16 protein-coding genes, 18 tRNA genes and 1 rRNA gene are annotated in these 19,148 nt (G+C 50.2%); 6 read left to right on the forward strand and 29 right to left on the reverse strand.

What is annotated here, in order from left to right:
- The 3 genes from HEQ50_RS11245 to HEQ50_RS11255 all read right to left on the reverse strand — a co-directional run.
- The coding region (locus HEQ50_RS11245; RefSeq protein WP_232842752.1) for an RNA-guided endonuclease TnpB family protein at positions 1-819 on the reverse strand (819 nt) is incomplete at its 3' end.
- 828 nt (positions 820-1,647) lie between these two features.
- Complete coding sequence (locus HEQ50_RS11250) at positions 1,648-2,355, reverse strand: 16S rRNA pseudouridylate synthase (RefSeq protein ID WP_168900612.1); 708 nt, start codon at positions 2,353-2,355, stop codon at positions 1,648-1,650.
- 12 nt (positions 2,356-2,367) lie between these two features.
- On the reverse strand, positions 2,368-4,011 hold the full coding sequence (locus tag HEQ50_RS11255) for a polysaccharide biosynthesis protein (protein WP_168900613.1): 1,644 nt from the start codon (positions 4,009-4,011) through the stop codon (positions 2,368-2,370).
- 223 nt (positions 4,012-4,234) lie between these two features.
- Here HEQ50_RS11255 and HEQ50_RS11260 point away from each other — a divergent pair, with 223 nt between their 5' ends.
- Positions 4,235-4,543 (forward strand): hypothetical protein, encoded by a 309-nt coding sequence (locus tag HEQ50_RS11260; RefSeq protein WP_168900614.1) that lies wholly within the window; start codon positions 4,235-4,237, stop codon positions 4,541-4,543.
- Between the two features lie 217 nt (positions 4,544-4,760).
- On the forward strand, positions 4,761-5,525 hold the full coding sequence (locus HEQ50_RS11265) for a flavodoxin family protein (RefSeq protein WP_168900615.1): 765 nt from the start codon (positions 4,761-4,763) through the stop codon (positions 5,523-5,525).
- 203 nt (positions 5,526-5,728) lie between these two features.
- Here HEQ50_RS11265 and leuS read toward each other — a convergent pair whose 3' ends face one another.
- Positions 5,729-8,158 (reverse strand): leucine--tRNA ligase, encoded by a 2,430-nt coding sequence (leuS, locus tag HEQ50_RS11270; protein ID WP_168900616.1) that lies wholly within the window; start codon positions 8,156-8,158, stop codon positions 5,729-5,731.
- A gap of 629 nt (positions 8,159-8,787) precedes the next feature.
- On the opposite strand from leuS, the gene HEQ50_RS11275 reads away from it, so the two are divergent.
- Positions 8,788-9,426, forward strand: coding sequence for a phosphatase PAP2 family protein (locus HEQ50_RS11275; protein ID WP_168900617.1), 639 nt, complete (start codon positions 8,788-8,790; stop codon positions 9,424-9,426).
- Positions 9,426-9,992 (forward strand): class I SAM-dependent methyltransferase, encoded by a 567-nt coding sequence (locus HEQ50_RS11280; protein WP_168900618.1) that lies wholly within the window; start codon positions 9,426-9,428, stop codon positions 9,990-9,992. Before HEQ50_RS11275 ends, HEQ50_RS11280 begins: the two co-directional genes overlap by 1 nt.
- Positions 9,993-10,190: 198 nt before the next feature.
- Here HEQ50_RS11280 and HEQ50_RS11285 read toward each other — a convergent pair whose 3' ends face one another.
- The 6 genes from HEQ50_RS11285 to HEQ50_RS11310 all read right to left on the reverse strand — a co-directional run bounded on the left by HEQ50_RS11285 (position 10,191) and on the right by HEQ50_RS11310 (position 15,274).
- Positions 10,191-11,513, reverse strand: coding sequence for a glycosyltransferase (locus HEQ50_RS11285; protein WP_168900619.1), 1,323 nt, complete (start codon positions 11,511-11,513; stop codon positions 10,191-10,193).
- An 11-nt stretch (positions 11,514-11,524) separates the two neighbouring features.
- On the reverse strand, positions 11,525-12,028 hold the full coding sequence (locus tag HEQ50_RS11290) for a hypothetical protein (protein ID WP_168900620.1): 504 nt from the start codon (positions 12,026-12,028) through the stop codon (positions 11,525-11,527).
- Positions 12,021-12,833 (reverse strand): EAL domain-containing protein, encoded by an 813-nt coding sequence (locus tag HEQ50_RS11295; protein ID WP_168900621.1) that lies wholly within the window; start codon positions 12,831-12,833, stop codon positions 12,021-12,023. Before HEQ50_RS11295 ends, HEQ50_RS11290 begins: the two co-directional genes overlap by 8 nt.
- 217 nt (positions 12,834-13,050) lie before the next feature.
- Positions 13,051-13,776: an adaptor protein MecA gene (locus tag HEQ50_RS11300; protein WP_168900622.1), complete on the reverse strand. Its 726-nt coding sequence runs from the start codon at positions 13,774-13,776 to the stop codon at positions 13,051-13,053.
- A gap of 146 nt (positions 13,777-13,922) precedes the next feature.
- Positions 13,923-14,330 carry a transcriptional regulator SpxA gene (gene spxA, locus HEQ50_RS11305; protein ID WP_168900623.1) on the reverse strand — a complete coding sequence of 136 codons (408 nt, stop codon included), beginning with the start codon at positions 14,328-14,330 and terminating at the stop codon, positions 13,923-13,925.
- A gap of 203 nt (positions 14,331-14,533) precedes the next feature.
- Entirely contained in the window at positions 14,534-15,274 is a 741-nt protein-coding gene (locus HEQ50_RS11310; RefSeq protein WP_168900624.1) for an MBL fold metallo-hydrolase, read from the reverse strand.
- A 123-nt stretch (positions 15,275-15,397) separates the two neighbouring features.
- On the opposite strand from HEQ50_RS11310, the gene HEQ50_RS11315 reads away from it, so the two are divergent.
- Entirely contained in the window at positions 15,398-15,916 is a 519-nt protein-coding gene (locus tag HEQ50_RS11315; RefSeq protein WP_168900625.1) for a monooxygenase, read from the forward strand.
- A gap of 114 nt (positions 15,917-16,030) precedes the next feature.
- On the forward strand, positions 16,031-17,227 hold the full coding sequence (locus HEQ50_RS11320; RefSeq protein WP_168900626.1) for a DUF2075 domain-containing protein: 1,197 nt from the start codon (positions 16,031-16,033) through the stop codon (positions 17,225-17,227).
- A gap of 140 nt (positions 17,228-17,367) precedes the next feature.
- Here HEQ50_RS11320 and HEQ50_RS11325 read toward each other — a convergent pair.
- From HEQ50_RS11325 to rrf, 19 genes are all read right to left on the reverse strand, one after another.
- Positions 17,368-17,442, reverse strand: a tRNA-Asp gene (locus tag HEQ50_RS11325).
- A 4-nt stretch (positions 17,443-17,446) separates the two neighbouring features.
- Positions 17,447-17,520 (reverse strand) — tRNA-Met (locus tag HEQ50_RS11330).
- Between the two features lie 22 nt (positions 17,521-17,542).
- A tRNA-Glu gene (locus HEQ50_RS11335) sits at positions 17,543-17,615 on the reverse strand.
- A 9-nt stretch (positions 17,616-17,624) separates the two neighbouring features.
- Positions 17,625-17,712 (reverse strand) — tRNA-Ser (locus HEQ50_RS11340).
- A 4-nt stretch (positions 17,713-17,716) separates the two neighbouring features.
- Positions 17,717-17,791, reverse strand: a tRNA-Ile gene (locus tag HEQ50_RS11345).
- A gap of 6 nt (positions 17,792-17,797) precedes the next feature.
- Positions 17,798-17,868 (reverse strand) — tRNA-Gly (locus HEQ50_RS11350).
- A gap of 21 nt (positions 17,869-17,889) precedes the next feature.
- Positions 17,890-17,962, reverse strand: a tRNA-Phe gene (locus HEQ50_RS11355).
- A gap of 56 nt (positions 17,963-18,018) precedes the next feature.
- Positions 18,019-18,093 (reverse strand) — tRNA-Asp (locus tag HEQ50_RS11360).
- Between the two features lie 3 nt (positions 18,094-18,096).
- Positions 18,097-18,170: transfer RNA gene (locus tag HEQ50_RS11365), tRNA-Met, on the reverse strand.
- 18 nt (positions 18,171-18,188) lie between these two features.
- A tRNA-Ser gene (locus HEQ50_RS11370) sits at positions 18,189-18,278 on the reverse strand.
- A gap of 30 nt (positions 18,279-18,308) precedes the next feature.
- Positions 18,309-18,382, reverse strand: a tRNA-Ile gene (locus tag HEQ50_RS11375).
- A 14-nt stretch (positions 18,383-18,396) separates the two neighbouring features.
- Positions 18,397-18,470: transfer RNA gene (locus tag HEQ50_RS11380), tRNA-Met, on the reverse strand.
- 28 nt (positions 18,471-18,498) lie between these two features.
- Positions 18,499-18,572, reverse strand: a tRNA-Pro gene (locus tag HEQ50_RS11385).
- Between the two features lie 5 nt (positions 18,573-18,577).
- Positions 18,578-18,651, reverse strand: a tRNA-Arg gene (locus HEQ50_RS11390).
- Between the two features lie 43 nt (positions 18,652-18,694).
- Positions 18,695-18,766 (reverse strand) — tRNA-Gly (locus HEQ50_RS11395).
- A gap of 9 nt (positions 18,767-18,775) precedes the next feature.
- Positions 18,776-18,848, reverse strand: a tRNA-Thr gene (locus HEQ50_RS11400).
- 47 nt (positions 18,849-18,895) lie between these two features.
- Positions 18,896-18,968, reverse strand: a tRNA-Lys gene (locus tag HEQ50_RS11405).
- 3 nt (positions 18,969-18,971) lie between these two features.
- Positions 18,972-19,044: transfer RNA gene (locus tag HEQ50_RS11410), tRNA-Val, on the reverse strand.
- Positions 19,045-19,050: 6 nt separating this feature from the next.
- A 5S ribosomal RNA gene (rrf, locus tag HEQ50_RS11415) occupies positions 19,051-19,148 on the reverse strand; the annotation flags it as partial.

The following is a 19,148-nucleotide window of genomic DNA, read 5'->3' on the forward strand; positions in this document are numbered from 1 at the left end:
AGGACGATGTTCTTTCTTGGCCCGTAATGCGCGTCGAGAGAGTGTACGCTGAGCTTTGGCTAATTTGCCCTTGATTGACCGGTAGAATCTCGGATTAGCAATCACGTTGGCATTGGAATCAGTCAGAAAATTATCTGTGTTTAAATCAATTCCAATGGCTGATCCTGGTCGAGGCATCTCCGAATCAACGAACGGCTGGTCGGATGCTAACTGCAGGGAAACGTAGTAGAGGCCCGTCGCATCCATGGAGATCGTCGTTGTACCAATACGAACCTGGGCTTTAAGGGCAGCGAGCTTAGTTGGCATGCCCTTAAATCGCAATCTTCCTAGCTTGGCTAGCCGAATATGGTTATCGTCTAACAAGTGAACACTGCCATTAAGCATATTGGGATCTGGCTGGTCACTTTTATAATGATTGGAGGTTTGGTATTTTTGTTCAGCACGTTTCTTACGAAAAACCGGCGTCCCAGCTTGATGAACTTGACGAAAGTTTTTCCAGGCAGTGCGATAATTCTTGATGGCATTAGCCTTCATGTCGCTATCGATCGCTTGATCATTCAACCAACCGTGAATATTGGAAATATTAATCGCTGGATGCTTTAACCGTTGCTTCAACGTCTCGATTCGCGTCTGAACTAGCTTAATGGGCGTTTTAACTTGGCGTAAAGCGAATAACTCCCGGTTCATGCCGTTCATTTCGTTGTAAATAAAGCGGCTGGCATCACTATTCAACTTGATCAAGCGCTTCTGTTCATTCGACGGAAACACTCTTAGTTTTACCCCGTAATGATATGGTAATTGGGCCATCGTTTTACGCAAGTCAATTCCTCCCTTCACGATAAAATTATGATATCATGTAAGCCAATCAGAACGTACTAAAAACACTTATAAATAAAATCATAAAAGAATACAGATGAGTAAATAAATCAACGAAAAAAGCATCAAGAACCAACGCACTAAGAAACCTCGAAAAAACAATCACTGGCATTCCTCTCCTGATTGAAATCAGAAGATTCCTGCCTTAGATATCATTGAAAAGGCGCTATACTGAAAAGACGATCAGCCTGTTACTGAGCCGATCGTCTTTTTGTCATTTTAATCATTGTTTCTAAAGGCTGAAAGTTCACGAACACGCTCCAGTCCCCATCTGACAAGGTTTGTCGCCATAAAGTTAATCATCAACGATCACCTGCGGCTACGATGGTTGATATCTACTAAATGTGCGGTAACAATCGCTGGATTGACAACGTTCTGCCAGTTTAATTGGATACATCTCGTGTAGCCGTGAGTGAGCCAAATTTGGTCTCAGCCGTTGATAAGAGTGTGCCTACAGGCGGTTAACTGGTGAGCATTAACGCTGATAGGCGGATAATCCTGCTTTTGGATTATTTGTCTATCAGTGTTAAGCGGAGCCAGTTGCCTGTTGGCGCACGTTTCGGCTATGTTGATGACAAGACGACAGCGAGCTGACGGCTCAAAGCGAGGGAAAAGACAGCACTTTGGCTTTTCTCCGGCCCTTCCCACAGCGTTCCAGACCAAATTTGGTGAATGGTAAGGCGGCCAGTACGCGACTATCATATTATAATGGTCGTTACTCTTGACCAAGAGTCCTAGCTTTTTTCTTTCAACCTTTAGATTGTTTCAAACTCACAGCTCGTCTGCGCGCAACGCCGGATCATCATCTAGCGGCCCGTTCAACGCATCAATCTCCGTTGGAAACAAGCCACGATAAGACGCTACTGACAGGTCAACGGGTAACGTCAACGGGCCAAAGGCGACGCGGTTCACGGGGCCGTTTAGGCTTTTAATCTGCATTAACGTTGACACGGCGGCCGTCAAGTCACGGGTCTTAACCGTAACCGTAGTGGTCTGATGAACCTCATCCGGAACAAGCCGCAGCGCCGTAAAGGTCAGGTCATTGTCGAGCAGCGGCAACGTCGTGACGACCTCTGCCAGGGAGACCTGTAACGTGCTCACCCACTCCTGGGCCGCAACATCCGACAAGAAGTGGTCGTCATCACTGGCGAGCACCAGTCCGATTGCTTCTTTGGGGAGATCCGCTAGTGCCTTCAGGGGTTGCACCTGATCCAGTGCATTTAGCAAGCTCCCCAGGCTGTGCACACTGGTCGGGTCCAAGCTTAATTGGAAGCCCACGGGTTTGTTAAAGACTAGATACTGTGGTCGTCGCCCGGTCACGGCCATCCCATCCACGCGGACCGCATCTGTCTTCGTCACCGTGGTGAGCGGCGAATCGATCAAGGCGTCATTAACCGTAACGCGCCCCTGCCGCAACAACCGGAGTATCTGCCGCGGCGTGCCCTGCCGGTGATCATTTAAATAACGTTCAATATTCATCGCAATTGCCTCCTAGTGAATGTGCAACCGCCGCCGTAACCCGACTACCCGATCGCCAATAATGGCATCGGCCAAGCGACTCTTTAACATGAGGTAAACGTAGAAATACCCCCCTAAGACGGCCGCAACCGCCGTCACAACAAAACTAATCACCCGTCCGTTGCTTCCAACTAGGCTCCCCAACATGACCACCACACGGGCGATAACGAAGGTGCCGATGGATGCCAGCAGGATGCCGTTGGTCTTTTTGGCAATTGTGGCGTAGTTAATCCCGAACTGGACGTCCAGTGAATGAATGATCAGGTAACAGGTCACCAACAGACCAATTCCGGTCGCAACCAGGGGTCCAAAAGCGCCTAGGAAGTAGACCAGCGGCCACTGGACAATGAATTTCACCACGGTGCCGACCGCAAAGTAGTGAACGGCCCGCCGGTTTTGCGAAATTCCCTGCATGAGTGCCGCAACCACCGTATAAAGTCCCAGGAGGATCGACAGGTACGAGGAGAACGCCAGGATTGACGACCCCAGTGCTTCCTGTGTTTGGCCATAGAAGACAATGTTAAGGGGCCGCGCAACGGCCGCCATCCCCAGCGCTGCCGGAATCATGACGAATTCAAACATTAAGAAGGCATTCGTCAGTTGGCCGGAAATCTCGCGTTTATTGCCCCGCGTGTACGCTTCCGATAACAAGGGCACCACCGTAACGGCCAGTGCCGAGGACAGCGAAATGGTAATCATAATTAATTTATTCGCATTCACGCCGAACAGCGCGAACAGATCGTTCAGGTAGGTATCCGAGTAATTGCCGGCTAGATGCATGATGGGCGCAAAGGTATATTGATCAATCAGTTGGAAAATGGTAATCCCGGCCCCTAAAATAATGAACGGCACGGCCTGCGCCACAATTTCCTTGTAGAGTTGCTTGGCGGGCACCACCAATTCTTCATTACTACCGGCGACCAAGCCGCGGAAATAGTCCCGCCGCTTCCAATAGTAGACGCCTAAGACAATCAGACCACACAGGGCCCCAACCGCGGCGGCCAACGTGGATTGCGAGACGGCGGACACCCAGTCCCCCTTCATCACGTCCATGATGATAAAGGCCGTGACCAACATGTAGGCCACTCGCGCCAGTTGTTCCGCAAATTGGGAAATGGCCGAGGGCGCCATCTGTTGGAAGCCCTGGAAATACCCTCGGGTCAGACTCATGGTCGGAATAATCAAGATCGCCCAGGCCAACGAATGGAGGACCGGAATCAGATGCTTATCGCCCCCGGTAAATAGCGGCGCCCCCAAGAATAGCAGTAAGGCGATGCTGACCCCCGTGAGGATGGCAATCACCAACCCCCGCTTATAGAGCCGGACACTAATGCCATACTCGTTTAGCGCATTATAGTGGGCCACTTGCTTGGCAATGGCGGAAGGGACCCCCGCAATCGCCGCAATCAGGAAGAAACTATAAATGTTGTAGCCCTTCCCGTATAGCGCGTTGGCTTGTAGGAAGAATGAGCCGAACCAAATACTCCAAGGGACAATATAGATGGCCCCAAGAATCCGAGAAAAAATACTCCCGGCCGTCATCCATGCGGAGCCCGCGACCATTTGATCCTGTGCGCTCACGGCTTGATTTCCTGTATGATCAGACCTTGCCGACATTTGACACCCTACTTTCAAGTTTAAATTCAACGGTACTTCAGCTTGGTCAACCGCCAAGCTAATCAAACAAATATTATACCATACGATTTGTCTCGCAAATATCAGGTTTCGGTAAAGATTTGAAAATCCAGGCCTCTCCACCAGTGGTTTGCTTACCGGATGCCCCGAACAGTGGTATGCTGGAAGTAGTCAAGAAATAGACTATTCAAGGAGGAATGCCATTATGACGCAAACGGCAACTCCGGAGATGCAGATGTCTCCGGAAAGAGCGAAACAGGTTGTGCGGATGACCAAGAGCATTCGGCAACATTTTCCAGAAATAGCGCAGGTTCCAGACGCACAATTAATTTATGCCACCTGGCGTAGTTTTAAGCGGATCGACCAGACCAATGATAGCGATTATCAAACGATGGCTGACGTTTTCTTCCACGAATTTGACCGTCATTTACTCAACTATCAGTTCTCAAAAGCTGGCGAAGACGACGTTGTGAAGCACCGGTTCTTTGCTATCCTGACAGAATTACTGCAATAATTACAGCTTGTGTACCCTCGTTGACCGGTTGGTCCGCGAGGGCTTTTTAGTCAAACGACACAACAATTAGGGTCATGGCCCCTGTTTCCCACCGATGGTCAATCCCCAAAACAAAATTCTTACTTTTAAATTGCCATGCGGTATACTGATGGTATAGGCATTGGTTGCGCTATCAGTAGCCAATGACCATCGAATGATTTAAAGTGAGGCGATTGCTTTGCGTTACTTAGCATTATTAGGCAGCCACGAACGGTACGGTATCACTGCGGGCTACCTGCAGGCCGTTCTCGATGGCTTACCGGATTCCGCGGAAGTTGACACGGTCTTTCTGCGAGATTACGAGATTTATCCGGATACTAAGGAAAAGTCCTGCCCGGCCCTCGACGAGATTGAAGCCAAGATGGCCGCCAGCGATTTCTGGATTGTCTGTGCCCCCACGTATTGGGGCGGCATGTCCGGCGTGATGAAGCAGTTCTTTGACTGCATGCGTTTTCGGCTGGTGCGGATGACGGCCGAGGCCGATACCTTGCCCGGAAAATACAAGAACAAGCACTATCTCAGCATGACCACCTGCTTCGTCAGTTCCACGGAAAACTTCTTTACCGGTATCACCGATCAGACCTTCGTCACGATTGACCGGGTGCTGACCGGTGCCGGCCTGATTAAAGTTGGCGAATTTGTCGGAACGGGTACGTGGGGCACCCACGCACCCCGGGAGAACAAGCTGGCTGAGTGCCGCCGTCTCTCCCAGAAAATTGCCAACCGACCACGAAAGGATGATAACACCTTGAAACGTTACATACTACTCTTCTTCATGATCGCCGTCATGGCGCTGATCACCATGGGCCTGCAGGCGTGGTGGTTCGGCGTCTTCGCGGCCGGTAAGTTCTGGCTGACCTACGCCACGTTTGTCATCATCTTCTACGTCTTGTTGGCCAGCATTCTACACTTCTTTACGTTCGTGCGGCACCGGCGGCGGTAGAGGTTAATCAATAATAATCCATTTATGAAATCTGGCGGTCCGTTGGGGATCGGCCAGATTTTTTGGCTAGTCAGGCGTCTAGCACCCTAAAATTAGCTAAGATAACATCTAAATTATCTCCCATCCCCGAACCACCGCCAACTAAAAAGTGCCAGCCACCTTCCCTTAGGAAAGTCACTGACACTTGACCTTAAACGTTAAATTTAGTTGGCTACGATGTTGACCAGCTTGCCTGGCACCACAATTACCTTACGGATCGTCTTGCCATCGGTATGGGTCTTGACCGTATCGTCGGCCAAGGCTTGGGCTTCAATATCGTCCTTAGCCGCGTCCTTGGCAACCTTCAAGTGTGCCCGGACCTTACCGTTGACCTGAACCACCATTTCAACCACGTCTTCGACCAATTGCTTCGGGTCATAAGTTGGCCACTTTTCGTAAGCAATCGTCTCGTCATGGCCCATCAGTGACCAGAGTTCTTCGGCAATGTGCGGCACGATTGGAGAGATCATCTTGACGAAACCTTCCATGTACAGCAGTGGTAAGCTGTCTGCCTTGTAGGCTTCGTTAACGAAGACCATCAGTTGGGAGATGGCCACGTTGAAGCGCATGGCTTCCATGTCCTCGCTCACCGTCTTCACGGTCTGGTTGTAGATCTTATCTAACTTACCGTCGTTAATCATCGTCACGCGGTCACGCAGATGGTTGTTATCATCGATCAATAACCGCCATACCCGGTCTAACCAGCGACGAGAACCGTTGATACCTTCCGTGCTCCACGGTTTGGAAGCTTCCAGTGGCCCCATGAACATTTCATACAAGCGCAGGGTATCGGCCCCATCCTTCTCGACAATTTCATCGGGATTGATGACGTTACCCTTGGACTTGGACATCTTTTCGTGGTTGGTCCCCAGGATCATCCCCTGGTTAACCAGCTTTTGGAAGGGTTCCTTGGTCGGCACGACACCGAGGTCGTAGAGGAACTTGTGCCAGAACCGTGCGTAGAGCAAATGCAAGACGGCATGTTCCGCCCCACCAATGTAAAGGTCGACCGGCATCCAGTATTTCAGTTTGTCGGGATCGGCAATTGCCTGGTCGTTGTGCGGATCAACGTAACGCAGGAAGTACCACGAACTCCCAGCCCATTGCGGCATGGTGTTGGTTTCACGCTTCCCTTTACGCCCGTTTTCGTCCACCACGTTCACCCAGTCATCCAGGTTGGCCAATGGACTTTCACCCGTTCCGGAAGGTTCGAGTTGCTTAGCTGCGGGCAGCTTCAATGGCAATTCGTCTTCGGGAACCAGTGTCGTTTCACCATCTTCCCAGTGAATAACGGGAATGGGTTCACCCCAGTAGCGTTGACGGGAGAAGATCCAGTCACGTAGCCGGAAGTTGACCTGCTTGTGGCCAGCCTTGTGTTCCTCTAACCAGTCAATGGCCGCCTTAATGGCCGTCTGCTTATTCATGCCATTCATGAAGTCGGAGTTGATGTGTTCACCATCGCCGGTGTAAGCGGCTTTTTGAACATCGGTGTCATCATCTCCCGCAATCACTTGGGTGATGGGCAGATTGAATTTCTGGGCAAACTCGTTATCCCGGTCATCGTGGGCTGGTACGGCCATGATTGCCCCGGTCCCGTAAGACGCGAGGACGTAATCGCCAATCCAGATTGGCAACTTCTTACCGCTCAATGGGTTGATGCCATAAGCACCCGTGAAGACCCCGGTCTTGTCCTTATTCAGGTCGGTCCGTTCCAGGTCAGACTTGCTTTCGATGGCTTCCTTGTAGGCTTTGACGGCATCGGCCTGTTCCGGCGTGGTGATCTGGTCGACCAGGTCGTGTTCCGGTGCTAATACCATGTAAGTGGCCCCAAACAACGTGTCGGGACGGGTCGTGTAGACCTCGACCTTGGTGTCTTCCTGCCCAGCAACGGGGAAGAAGACGCTGGCCCCTTCGGAACGGCCAATCCAGTTTCGTTGCATTTCCTTAATGCTGTCGGGCCAGTCCAAATCATCCAAGTCGTCAATCAAGCGATCCGCATAGGCCGTAATCTTTAAGACCCACTGCCGCATTGGCACGCGGTAAACGGGATAGCCACCCCGTTCGGTCTTGCCATCGACGACTTCTTCATTGGCCACAACGGTCCCGCCCATAAAGTCGGGGGCCCAGTTGACCATGATCTTGTCTTCGTAGGCTAGGCCCTTCTTGTAGAGCTGTTCGAAGATCCACTGCGTCCACTTGTAGAAGGATTCGTCGGTCGTGTTGACCTCACGACTCCAGTCATAAGAAAAGCCCAGCGAACGGATCTGCCGCTTGAAGTTCTTGATGTTGTGGGCCGTGAAGTCCTTGGGGTTGTGCCCGGTCTTCAAAGCATACTGTTCGGCCGGTAAACCGAAGGCATCCCATCCCATAGGGTGTAAGACGTTGAAGCCTTGCATCCGCTTTAAGCGGGCCATGATGTCGGTTGCCGTGTAGCCTTCTGGATGTCCCACGTGCAGGCCTTGACCTGACGGGTAGGGGAACATATCCAATACGTAATATTTAGGCTTGCTCTGGTTGTCCGTGGTCTTAAACGTGTCATTGACGCGCCAGTAGTGTTGCCATTTGTGTTCAATTATCTCGTGTTTGTAAGCCAAAAACGTCGCTCCCTTTCTCAATTAACGTCGTGCCACAAAAAAAGCCCCCAGCAGTCCAAAAATGGACTCCTGCAGGGCGTCTAAACGCGGTACCACCTACATTTCCTCGAAACCAGTTCGAGGCTCATTCCGGCTGATAACGTCGCCAAACGCCCACCTTATGGCAGAAATGACTCGGAGATAAGTTCGTTTCTGGCGTAACGGATTTACAGCGACCATCCGCTTTCTAAATACGCCCTGAAACTACTACTTCTCGTCAACGTCTTGAAGAATCAAATTGCTTTAATCTTAGCAAACCCCCTCCAGAAAAGCAAGGGACAACGGGGATTCTTCCGAACGAATACCGATCAAAATGACCTGTTTCGGTGACATAGCGCCCACTGGCTACCTTGCCACTCGTAAAATATGAGCCGGATCGCTGGGGGCCGCCCAGGTCAGGTGTAACCTCGAACCTAGCCTTGCGCCCAAAGATCACTGTCTTCGCCACATCTTTTAGTCGCAAACATGAAAATACCGGCGATGTGCTATACTAATTGCAGTGCTTTAACTTAACGACTAACACCTTTCGGCCCTGCCACTACCGCCGATTTGAGGCGTTAACTTTATTTCTAAAAAAGGAGGCAACTCATTTGCCACCCATTTCTAAATTACGCTGGCGGTTCACCATGGCCGCCGGCATCATCTTTCTACTGGATCTCATCGGTGTCGTCTACCAGCAGAGCTGGCTTCCCGATTTCGATCAGTTCGTCATTGGCCTGGTTCGTCACCCCTTCTCGCATCCCGTCACCGCCACGATCATTGCCGTGACCAACTCGGGTAATCCGCAACCCATTACCTGGGTGACCCTACTCGCGATGGCCGGATTAGTAATCGCCCGGCGTTCCCGGGGCGCCCTCTTCTTGGGCTGGAACGTCCTAATCTGGGCCGGCATTGGCAACAGTGTCATCAAGCATATCGTTCGACGTGACCGGCCCACCGTCGATCGGCTCGTCGCCGCCAGCTCATATAGCTTTCCGAGCGGTCATTCCATCACCGCCATGCTTCTGTGGGGCACCCTTATCGTTCTGCTAGGCTGGACGCTTCGCCGTCACCGTTACTGGCGGTGGCTGTTGATCGGACTCCTAAGCCTGTGGATCGTCGTTATCGGCCTGTCACGGGTCTACGTGGGCGTCCATTACCCTAGCGATGTGGTCGCCGGCTGGTCACTGGGCTTTGTCCTCCTGACCGTCACCCAATGGTATTTAACCCGTTATGGAGATGAATTGTAGTGAATTTACCCAATGCGTTAACGTACAGTCACACCTTACTCAGCGAATGTGTGGGGCCCGGCGACACGGTGGTCGATGCCACGGTCGGCAATGGCCACGATACGCTCTTTCTTGCCAATCAGGTTGGTCGGACCGGTCGCGTCATCGGCTTTGACATTCAGCCGGCCGCGCTCAAGGCGACCCAGACGCAGCTCACTTTAACCGGGCTCGCATCGCAGGTTGACCTCCACGCGACTGGCCATGAACACGTCGGTGAATTTTTGACCGCCGATACGCTGATTACCGGTGCCATCTTCAACTTGGGCTACCTGCCCGGCGGCGACAAGTCTTTGATTACGCGGCCCAACACCACGCTAAGCGCCGTCAAAGTCTTATTGGCTCATTTACGACGAGGTGGCCGCATCATCCTGGTCGTGTATTCCGGCCATCCTGGTGGACAAACGGAACAAGAAGCCGTCGTTGCGTTCTGTCAGCAGTTGCCACAGAGAACCTATCAGGTCTTACGTTACGGCTTCATTAATCAGATACATCATCCGCCGTTTTTGTTGGCTATTGAACGCCGCTAACCAACGAAAAACGTGGGCCAAAAGAGCTTAGCCAGTGAGCATTAAGGCAGATAATCGAAGAATCCCGGGTTGGGGTTGTTTGGCTATCTGTTTTAAGCGAAATCAGCTGCCTTTTGGCCCACGTTTCGACAATTTAGCTTTGGAGACTCTAAAGCGTCTGGGAATCTGGCCCAGACGCTTTTTAATTGGCACAATTGTTTACTTCTTCATCGACTGGCGCTTGGGACTGACCCACGTGCCGGACCCAAAGCCCAGAATCGTCTTGAGCGCCGGAACAAACGTCATCACCACGGTAATCGGATTGACCATCCAGTAGAACAACATGTATAGCGGCGCGAAAAAGAGGTATTTCAGCTTGGCCCCGTGGTGATCGAGCAGTAAGGCCGCGAGTAACTGCATGAATCCGGCAAACATTTCAAACGTCACAAAGATAAAGGAAATAACGATGCCGTGGATGATCCGTTCGTAGTCCCCGGTAAAGAGGAAGTACAGCATCAACCCCACAAAGGCGAACGACGTGATTGTGAAGAAAAACGACCAAATGATAGATAGCGTTGAATCCACAAACATCGACCACTGGTAACGGTGTTCAATCGGGTGGCGCAAAAATTTCTTGATATTGGTCAACCAGACTTCCGTCCCGCCCTGCGCCCAACGTTTGCGTTGGTGATAGAGGTCACGAATGGTCTCCGGCACGTTCATGTGAAAGATAATGTTCGGGGCGAAGCGTGGCACGGCGCCCAGCATCTGGTGATCCCAGGCGATACTGATGTCCTCAGTCGCTCGATTCTGACGAAAACCACCAACGTCGATCAGAAAATCCTTCTTGTACAGGGTGTTCGCCCCACTATAGGCATACATCGAATCGTTGACCGCCGTTTGGCTGCGTTTAATCACCCCGACAATGCTAGTGAACTCCACGGTCTGTGACTTCCCCAATAGACTCGTCCGGTTTTGAACGTCCATGTTGGCCGTCACGGCGGAAGTATTCATGTCGCGGTCGCGCATAAAGAAATTCATATACTTCATCAGGGCGTCGGGCTCGGGGATGGTATCGGCATCGTTGCTGAGGATGTAGTCACCCTTGGCGAAGTACATGCCAATATTAAAGGCGTGGGCCTTCCCCTTATTTTTGAGAATCTCGACCGTCCTTAGCCGGGGATACTTGTCTTGGAGTCGGGCGATGATGGCCCCCGTCTGGTCGGTCGACCCATCATTCATGACCAGCACCTCATAGTTAGTATAGTTCAGTTCTTCGAAGAGATAGGTGATGGTCTCCTCAATCATGACCTCTTCGTTATGGGCCGGAATCATGATGGTAATCATTGGCTGATCGTTAACGGGAATGTAGCGCGCCGCACCATCTCGCTTATTGGTCTTGAGAAAGCGGTACGACAGGGCCCCGGTGAACCAGAAGAACGACCCCACCACGGGATAGAGACACAGAACCAGCAAAAAGATGTTAAAGATCGTCTTGCCCACGGTCGCCCGCAATAGGCTATCAATAAAAATATTTGTCACGTGCGGCCTCCCTATTCGTCCAAGTCATTGAGATCGTGCTGTTCATAGAGCTGCTGAATCTGGTCGGTATCCAGGTTCTGCTCGGGCTTCACTTGATAGTGGCGAACGTTTTCTCGAAACGCCTGATCGCCGAAGCGTTGGTCCATGAACTTGCCTAGTTGATCCTCGCGTTTCCGCTGGTTAATTGGATTAAACGTCGGCCACTGTTCCACCACCCGGTCCCGTTTTCGATTTTGGATAATCGTCATCCCCACCGCAAAGAGTGAAACCAGGACAAAACAAAATAGCAGGATAATGCCGATGAACTTAATCTCAAAGATTCCTTCGTGATACGACCACAGGTGAATAATGTGGGGATTGTACGAGGCCCAAAAGGACAGCACGGTAATGACGATGGGGACGATCACGCAGATCCAGCCCACGAGTCCGACCAGCGTTTGCCGAATCTTGAGGCCCCAGTGTCCCTTCTCAAAATAGTCATCCGAATAAAGTTGTTGCCGATTTTGCTTAGCCATGACGACTCCTTTCCTGCGGATTCATCGGTCGGTCAAATAAGTACCCCTGACGCGTGTTAATCTTCAACTGATCCGCCAACTGTTGATCCCGTTCATCCTCAATTCCCATCAGTACCAGCTCGATATGGTTGCGTTGGGACAGTCGATTCCAAAATTGTAGATTTAGGTCGAGCCACTCGTTGGGGTCGGCCTTCCGAAAGCTCCGCATGGAACACTTCAAGGTGTCCACCTCGGGGAGAATCCACTCGATACTCTTCAGGTTGTTCAGTGAGGCCCCGACGTTATCGATGCCAAAGCGCATCCCGTAGGCCCGGGCCTCCCGAATTCGCCGCCGAAAAAGTCGTCGTTTGTGCCGCGGCTGATTCGTACCGGCCGTATACTCCACGGCCAGCTTCATCGGGGCGATTCGTGACAGTGCCCAGCGGACAAAATATCGAAAATCCGGACTCGTGATCTGGTCGAATTCCAAATTAATCGACAACGTAATGGGCTCCTCCGGGAGAGACTTGAAGGTGTCCGTTAAGAGAAAAATTACCCGCTGTAAGGGCAGTGAATCCAATTTTTGTGGCAAGGTCCACGAGTCATCCCAATTATGTTGGCGCAGCAGGCACTCGTAGCCGGTAGTCTCGCCACGAAAATCCACTTGTTTTTGAATGAAGTAGCGCAACTCAATTTCGTGATTTTCCAAATAATTATTGCGCGTTTTACGCGAATACCAATAATAAATGACAATCGTTAGTATAACGACGACGGCCATTACCGCCGACGCCCACAACAGAATGCTTTCTAACTGCGCGAGACTCATAGGCTACCTCCTATTGAGGCACCAGAGCCTCCAGAATGTGAACAAAAGTTATCCAGATAATTCATCCGATACTTAATTTGTCCGATAAACCATTATAGCAGGTTTCGTTTAAATTTCTAGGGGGGCTGCCTTATGGACCACCATTAAACGCTTATTTCGAAAAAAACGAGTCTCCCAGTGGGAGGCTCGTTTCAATAGACTGGTGCCAAGTTTCACGTTAATCGCTTAAAAAGTGAAACCGGGTCAATTCCAGTGCGCTGTGTTCCATAATCATCTTACCGTGTTCCGCCAAAACGTCTGGGGCAACCTTCGTGCTGTCACCGTATTCGTACGCCACGGACAATTCATCCTTGATTGATTCACGGGAAGATTCGTTGACGAAGAAAATTAACTCTAAATAGTAAGCCCCTTTGTACTGGTACAGGTTTGACGCTGCATTTTCTAAACGCAATACCCGGGCCAAACTAATCATGTCTTCAAATGAATGCAACCGAATCACTCGCGTAGTGGTGGGTTGCCCCTCATCGTTCAAATAATCTTCAATATCATTTGAGTCATTGGTGGTTGTTGCCTTGTAGTTTGAGAAGAAATCCTTTTGTCCATCTTTTTCTAATAAGTGGGCTTTAATCTGATCCGACACTTGATCGGGGTGATTGCTATCAACGCTAGCATCCGTGATGTTCACGTCCGTAGCACTGTCCTCATCTGCATTTTTACTGATAAATAACTCAAGACCATTGCGATTTGGCAGCACCTGGAAGGTGACCGCATCGTTATCTTGAAATTGGTGGTCAACATCAACTTCTTCTAAAATGCTATAGAAAAAGCCTTCGATTTGTTTGTGGTTGCCCAATAGATCCAAAACGGTAATACCGCGCTCGCTCAGATCATCGTTGCCAATAACCACCCGAATCGTATTTTCATTGATTCGTTCCATTTCCATTGAATAACACCCCTTTCTCGTGGGTTGGGTATTGTCCTTGTTTCTCATTCTAGCCATTTTATTTTACTTGTAAAGTAATCATAACAAAAAAACTGGACTGCAAGTAATATTCTCTCACAAATCCAGTTAGATGCAACTAATTAAGCTTATTCGTTACCATTAACTAATCGTTGGGCCCGCTGGAGTTCCAATTCGCGAACTTTCCGCGGCAAGAACCGCCGGATTTCCTCTTCGTTGAATCCCACCTGAAGCCGCCGATCATCAACCATGATTGGTCGCCGCAGAATGCCAGGATTTTGACGAATTAATTCATATAATTTGCGTAATGGTAAATCATCGAGATCAACCGTTAAATTTTGGTAAACACGTGAGCGCTTCGAGATAATCTCCTCGGTACCGTCCTCCGTTAACCGTAAAATTGACTTAATCTGGTTAATCGTTAAGGGCTCGGAGAAGATGTTCTGTTCACGATACGCGATACCGTGGTCTTCAAACCAAATTCGAGCTTTACGGCAAGAGGTACAACTGGGTGATGTGTAGAGCGTGACTGACATAATCTTTTCCTCCCTTTTGCGTGGTATAAATGTTTTAATAAATCTATTATACAGCATTTTACCGGAAAAGAAAGAATTTTTTCTAAAATCAATTATAAACAATTGACATGCAATTGTGCATTAATAATAGAAATGATTGTCGTAATTAACATATTGGTGTAGAAGATGATAATGTGCAATTCATATTTTACGAATTATTTACATTAGATTTTATAAATAGTCTGAGGTTGAACAACCCGTACTGGAATTTGGGATCCCGCGGCCGCCTGTGCTTCCTCATTTAGCTGTTCCAAGCTGCCGGTTTGCGGTAAATGCGTCAATAGGAGTCGCTGAACACCGGCCTGCTTGGCAAGTTCACCGGCCTGGGTCGAGGTTAAATGCCAGGCCGTTCCTTGATGGTCAGCATAGAAGTTGGTATCCGCCAATAAAACATCCGCATCGCGCGCCCAGTCCGCTAACCCAGCAAAGGCCGCCGTATCCGCCGTAAAGGCCAGTGTTTTCCCGGTTGTCGTTTCGGTAATCCGTGGTGCATAGGCAGGGACCGGGTGATGGGTGGCGATAAAAGTCACCGTCAGCGGGCCTAATTGTAACGTTTCCGCCGGATTGTAGGCCCGTCCCACCGTGGCATTTGGCCAGGTCAGGCTCCCAAAGTTTAAGGGGTCGGCCGTGTGACCATAGATGGGCAGTATCGGTTCAGCCTTGTCCCCCTGTGCCAATTGCCACTCATATTGCAAGACACCCAAGTCGGCCGTGTGGTCGTGATGATAGTGGGTTAATAGCACCGCATTTAATTGAAGCGGGCTAAGTTGTTTCTCTAAGGCCAACAAGGCTCCACTCCCACAATCCAACAGCAAGTGGTAGTCCCCACTGGTAATGAGATAGCTACTGGTGCCAATCCCGTTTTGTGGATAACCACCATAACAGCCTAATACAGTCAATTGCATCGAATCATCCTCTCAAATTTGTTCTACTGCTAGTGTAGCGCGTGACCGGCGGAGTGTAAACGTTTCGCTTTTCCCAGACAATACCTTTATAATGAAGATGAGATCAAGTCAGGAGGGATGATCATGCTTCATCAATTATCATTAACGTTTGGTAGTCGGCCGTTACTCGACAAAATTATTAAGCAGAACCCCGATCGTCAGTTCGTTCTTCTGGCGGCCACTGGTGGTGCCAAGGACTTACAGTTGTTGGACGTTTCGGGACAGGATAGTGTTTTCACGAGTCATTTGGATTATCAGGTTAAGATTGAACATGGCCAACCGACTTGGCATGGCTTCTTCAGCTTCAACTATTTCACACTAGATGTCGAAAGCGCTAAGGTCTTTGAAGGCGACGTCAACAAGATTGCGGCCGAACCCCTTCCCGCTGGGATGACCGCCATGTTGGTCCTATCTAAATTCAAAAATAGCGGCGAATACGTCCTGATGACCATCTGGGATACCAGCGATGCCTTTATGATTTGGCGCCGCTCTAACCGTTTTTCTCCCTTTACCAAATACGCAACGCAACTCAATAATTTCCACGCGGCGACCTATCAACTCGCAACCGACAAAGCGCACTCGCAGCAAACAGACGAAAGTTAACCCCTAGCCCTTCAGAAAATGGAGGGTTTTTCTTTTAGTCACATTTCGCGTTACAATAGGCGTATTCTTATTTTTTAGAAAGTAGGCGACAATTTGCTTAACCCGATAGACAATATGGCAACGCACAAGCTCTCACCAATCCTACCCTTGACGGCAGAACAAGACGCCTTGGTTCAGCGTATCTTAACCTTTACGACCCAGCATCTGTCAGCAGCGCAGCCAGCAATCTTCACCCTCTACGGCGATGCCGGAACGGGAAAGAGCGTGGTTCTCGCTCACCTCTTTAATCAGTTACAGACCGCGGCTCGCACGCAACGAACCAATGCCCTGGCTCAAACGGAAAATTATTTCCTCGTGAACCACCCGGAAATTCTCAAAGTTTACCGAGAGATTGCGGGCACACAACCCCACCTCTTGAAGAAGGACTTTCAGCGCCCCACCTCGCTCATTAATCGCATTGCCAAGGGGCAGAGCCACCCGGACGTGTTGGTCATTGATGAGGCTCACCTACTGCTGTCCCAGGCCGATCATTATAATAATTTCTATGGTGAGAACCAGTTGGACGATCTCATAGCGGCAGCCAAAGTTGTTATTCTGGTTTTCGACGAGACCCAAGTTCTCCGAATGAAGAGCTTCTGGACGGAACAACGGCTTGAAAAACACGTTGCTCCTTATCCCCACGCGGCTTATCGGTTAACCCATCAATTTCGGATGCACGCGAGTGACCACCTCGTTCGCTGGATCAACGACTTCACTCACCAACGTCTACACCCTCTGCCGGCGGACACTGGTGCACACTACGATCTACGTGTCTTCGAGGATGCCGAAGAGATGCGGCAAGCGGTAGTCCGTCGAAATCAAGAGGTGGGCCTGTCCCGGATTGTCTCAACGTCGGGATATCCCTCAACTCTGGACGGTGGAAAACACTACGTCACGGAAGGTAACTTTCACCTGCCCTGGGATCAGTACAACTACACCAGTACACCGTGGGCAGAACTCCCACAGACCATTAATGAGGTGGGATCGATTTATACCTGTCAAGGATTCGATCTAAACTACGTTGGCCTGATTCTAGGTCCCCTAGTGGGTCTTGACGCGAACAACCAACTTGTCATTCACCTTGATCGCAACACCGATGTCGAGACCTTCAAAAAGCGAGCGGATCTGACCGATCCCGTTGTCCTGAAACAGGTTAAGCAGCAACTTATCCTCAATTCAATCAATGTTTTAATGAAGCGTGGTGTTCAAGGCCTGTATCTCTACGCGCACGATGACCGATTGCGGCACTATTTGCAGCACCGTAGCGCCTAGCCAACAGGACCACGTTTCAGCAATTTAGCTTAGGAGCCTCTAAAGCGTCTGGGAATCTGGCCCAGACGCTTTTTGTAAACACACTTTTCGTTCTAATACCTAAATAAAAAAGCCTTCCCCAACAAGGAAGACTTCACTAACGGTCCGTACGAGACTCGAACTCGTGATCTCCTGCGTGACAGGCAGGCGTCCTAAACCAACTAGACCAACGGACCAAAATTGCGGGAGCAGGGTTTGAACCTGCGACCTTCGGGTTATGAGCCCGACGAGCTACCAGACTGCTCCATCCCGCGATAATATTAAATTTTGAAACAATGACCCGTACGGGATTCGAACCCATGTTACCGCCGTGAAAGGGCGGTGTCTTAAACCACTTGACCAACGGGTCATAACTAAACGGAGAAGGAGAGATTCGAACTCTCGCGCCGCTTCCGCGACCTATACCCTTAGCAGGGGCACCTCTTCAGCCACTTGAGTACTTCTCCATAATGGGCCTAAATGGACTCGAACCATCGACCTCACGCTTATCAGGCGTGCGCTCTAAACCAGCTGAGCTATAGGCCCATATAAAGCGGGTAACGAGAATCGAACTCGCGACAACAGCTTGGAAGGCTGTGGTTTTACCACTAAACTATACCCGCATTATAATGAGATATACTTAATGGCGCGGGACGGAATCGAACCGCCGACACATGGAGCTTCAATCCATTGCTCTACCGACTGAGCTACCGAGCCATTTTGCCATTTAGAATAAAGTTATAGTTGCTACACTCTGCTGACGAGTATAACAACGGTCCGTACGAGACTCGAACTCGTGATCTCCTGCGTGACAGGCAGGCGTCCTAAACCAACTAGACCAACGGACCAAATTGCGGGAGCAGGGTTTGAACCTGCGACCTTCGGGTTATGAGCCCGACGAGCTACCAGACTGCTCCATCCCGCGATAATATTAAAGGAACAAAGGAGGATGAGAGATTCGAACTCTCGCGTGATTTTACTCACCTGACGGTTTTCAAGACCGTTCCCTTCAGCCAGACTTGGGTAATCCTCCATAAAACACGTACAAAAGTCCTTCTGGTAATGGACCTTGTAGGACTCGAACCTACGACCGAACGGTTATGAGCCGTTTGCTCTAACCAACTGAGCTAAAGGTCCAGTCCAAGTCCAAATCGCGGCGGGGGGGATCGAACCCTCGACCTCTCGGGTATGAACCGAACGCTCTAGCCAGCTGAGCTACACCGCGAAATGTTAAATAAAAATATTTTATTTAATCGGGAAGACAGGATTCGAACCTGCGACCCCCTGGTCCCAAACCAGGTGCTCTACCAAGCTGAGCTACTTCCCGTTAAATGCACCCAGTAGGAGTCGAACCTACAACCTTCTGATTCGTAGTCAGACACTCTATCCAGTTGCGCTATGGGTGCAAAAACGCTAATTAAGTTTGAAGCTTTGTACCCTCCGGTACAAAGCGGAAGACGGGATTCGAACCCGCGACCCCCACCATGGCAAGGTGATGTTCTACCACTGAACTACTTCCGCAAAATCAAATGCCGACTAGAAGATTCGAACTTCCGACCCCCTGTTTACAAGACAGGTGCTCTACCAACTGAGCTAAGTCGGCATAGTCAGTATCAGTTTGTATCAAATTACTCAACACCCGAAGGTGAATGAGCCGTGACAGTCTCGAACTGTCGACCCTCTGATTAAAAGTCAGATGCTCTACCAACTGAGCTAACGGCTCAAATGGAGGATACAGGGCTCGAACCTGTGACCCTCTGCTTGTAAGGCAGACGCTCTCCCAACTGAGCTAATCCTCCAAAACCGCGTGGCAACGTCCTATCCTCGCAGGGGGCGATCCCCCAACTACTATCGGCGTGCTAAAGCTTAACTTCCGTGTTCGGCATGGGAACGGGTGTATCCT

Origin of the sequence: Lactobacillus sp. HBUAS51381, assembly GCF_012641095.1 — a bacterium.
Classification (GTDB): domain Bacteria; phylum Bacillota; class Bacilli; order Lactobacillales; family Lactobacillaceae; genus Levilactobacillus.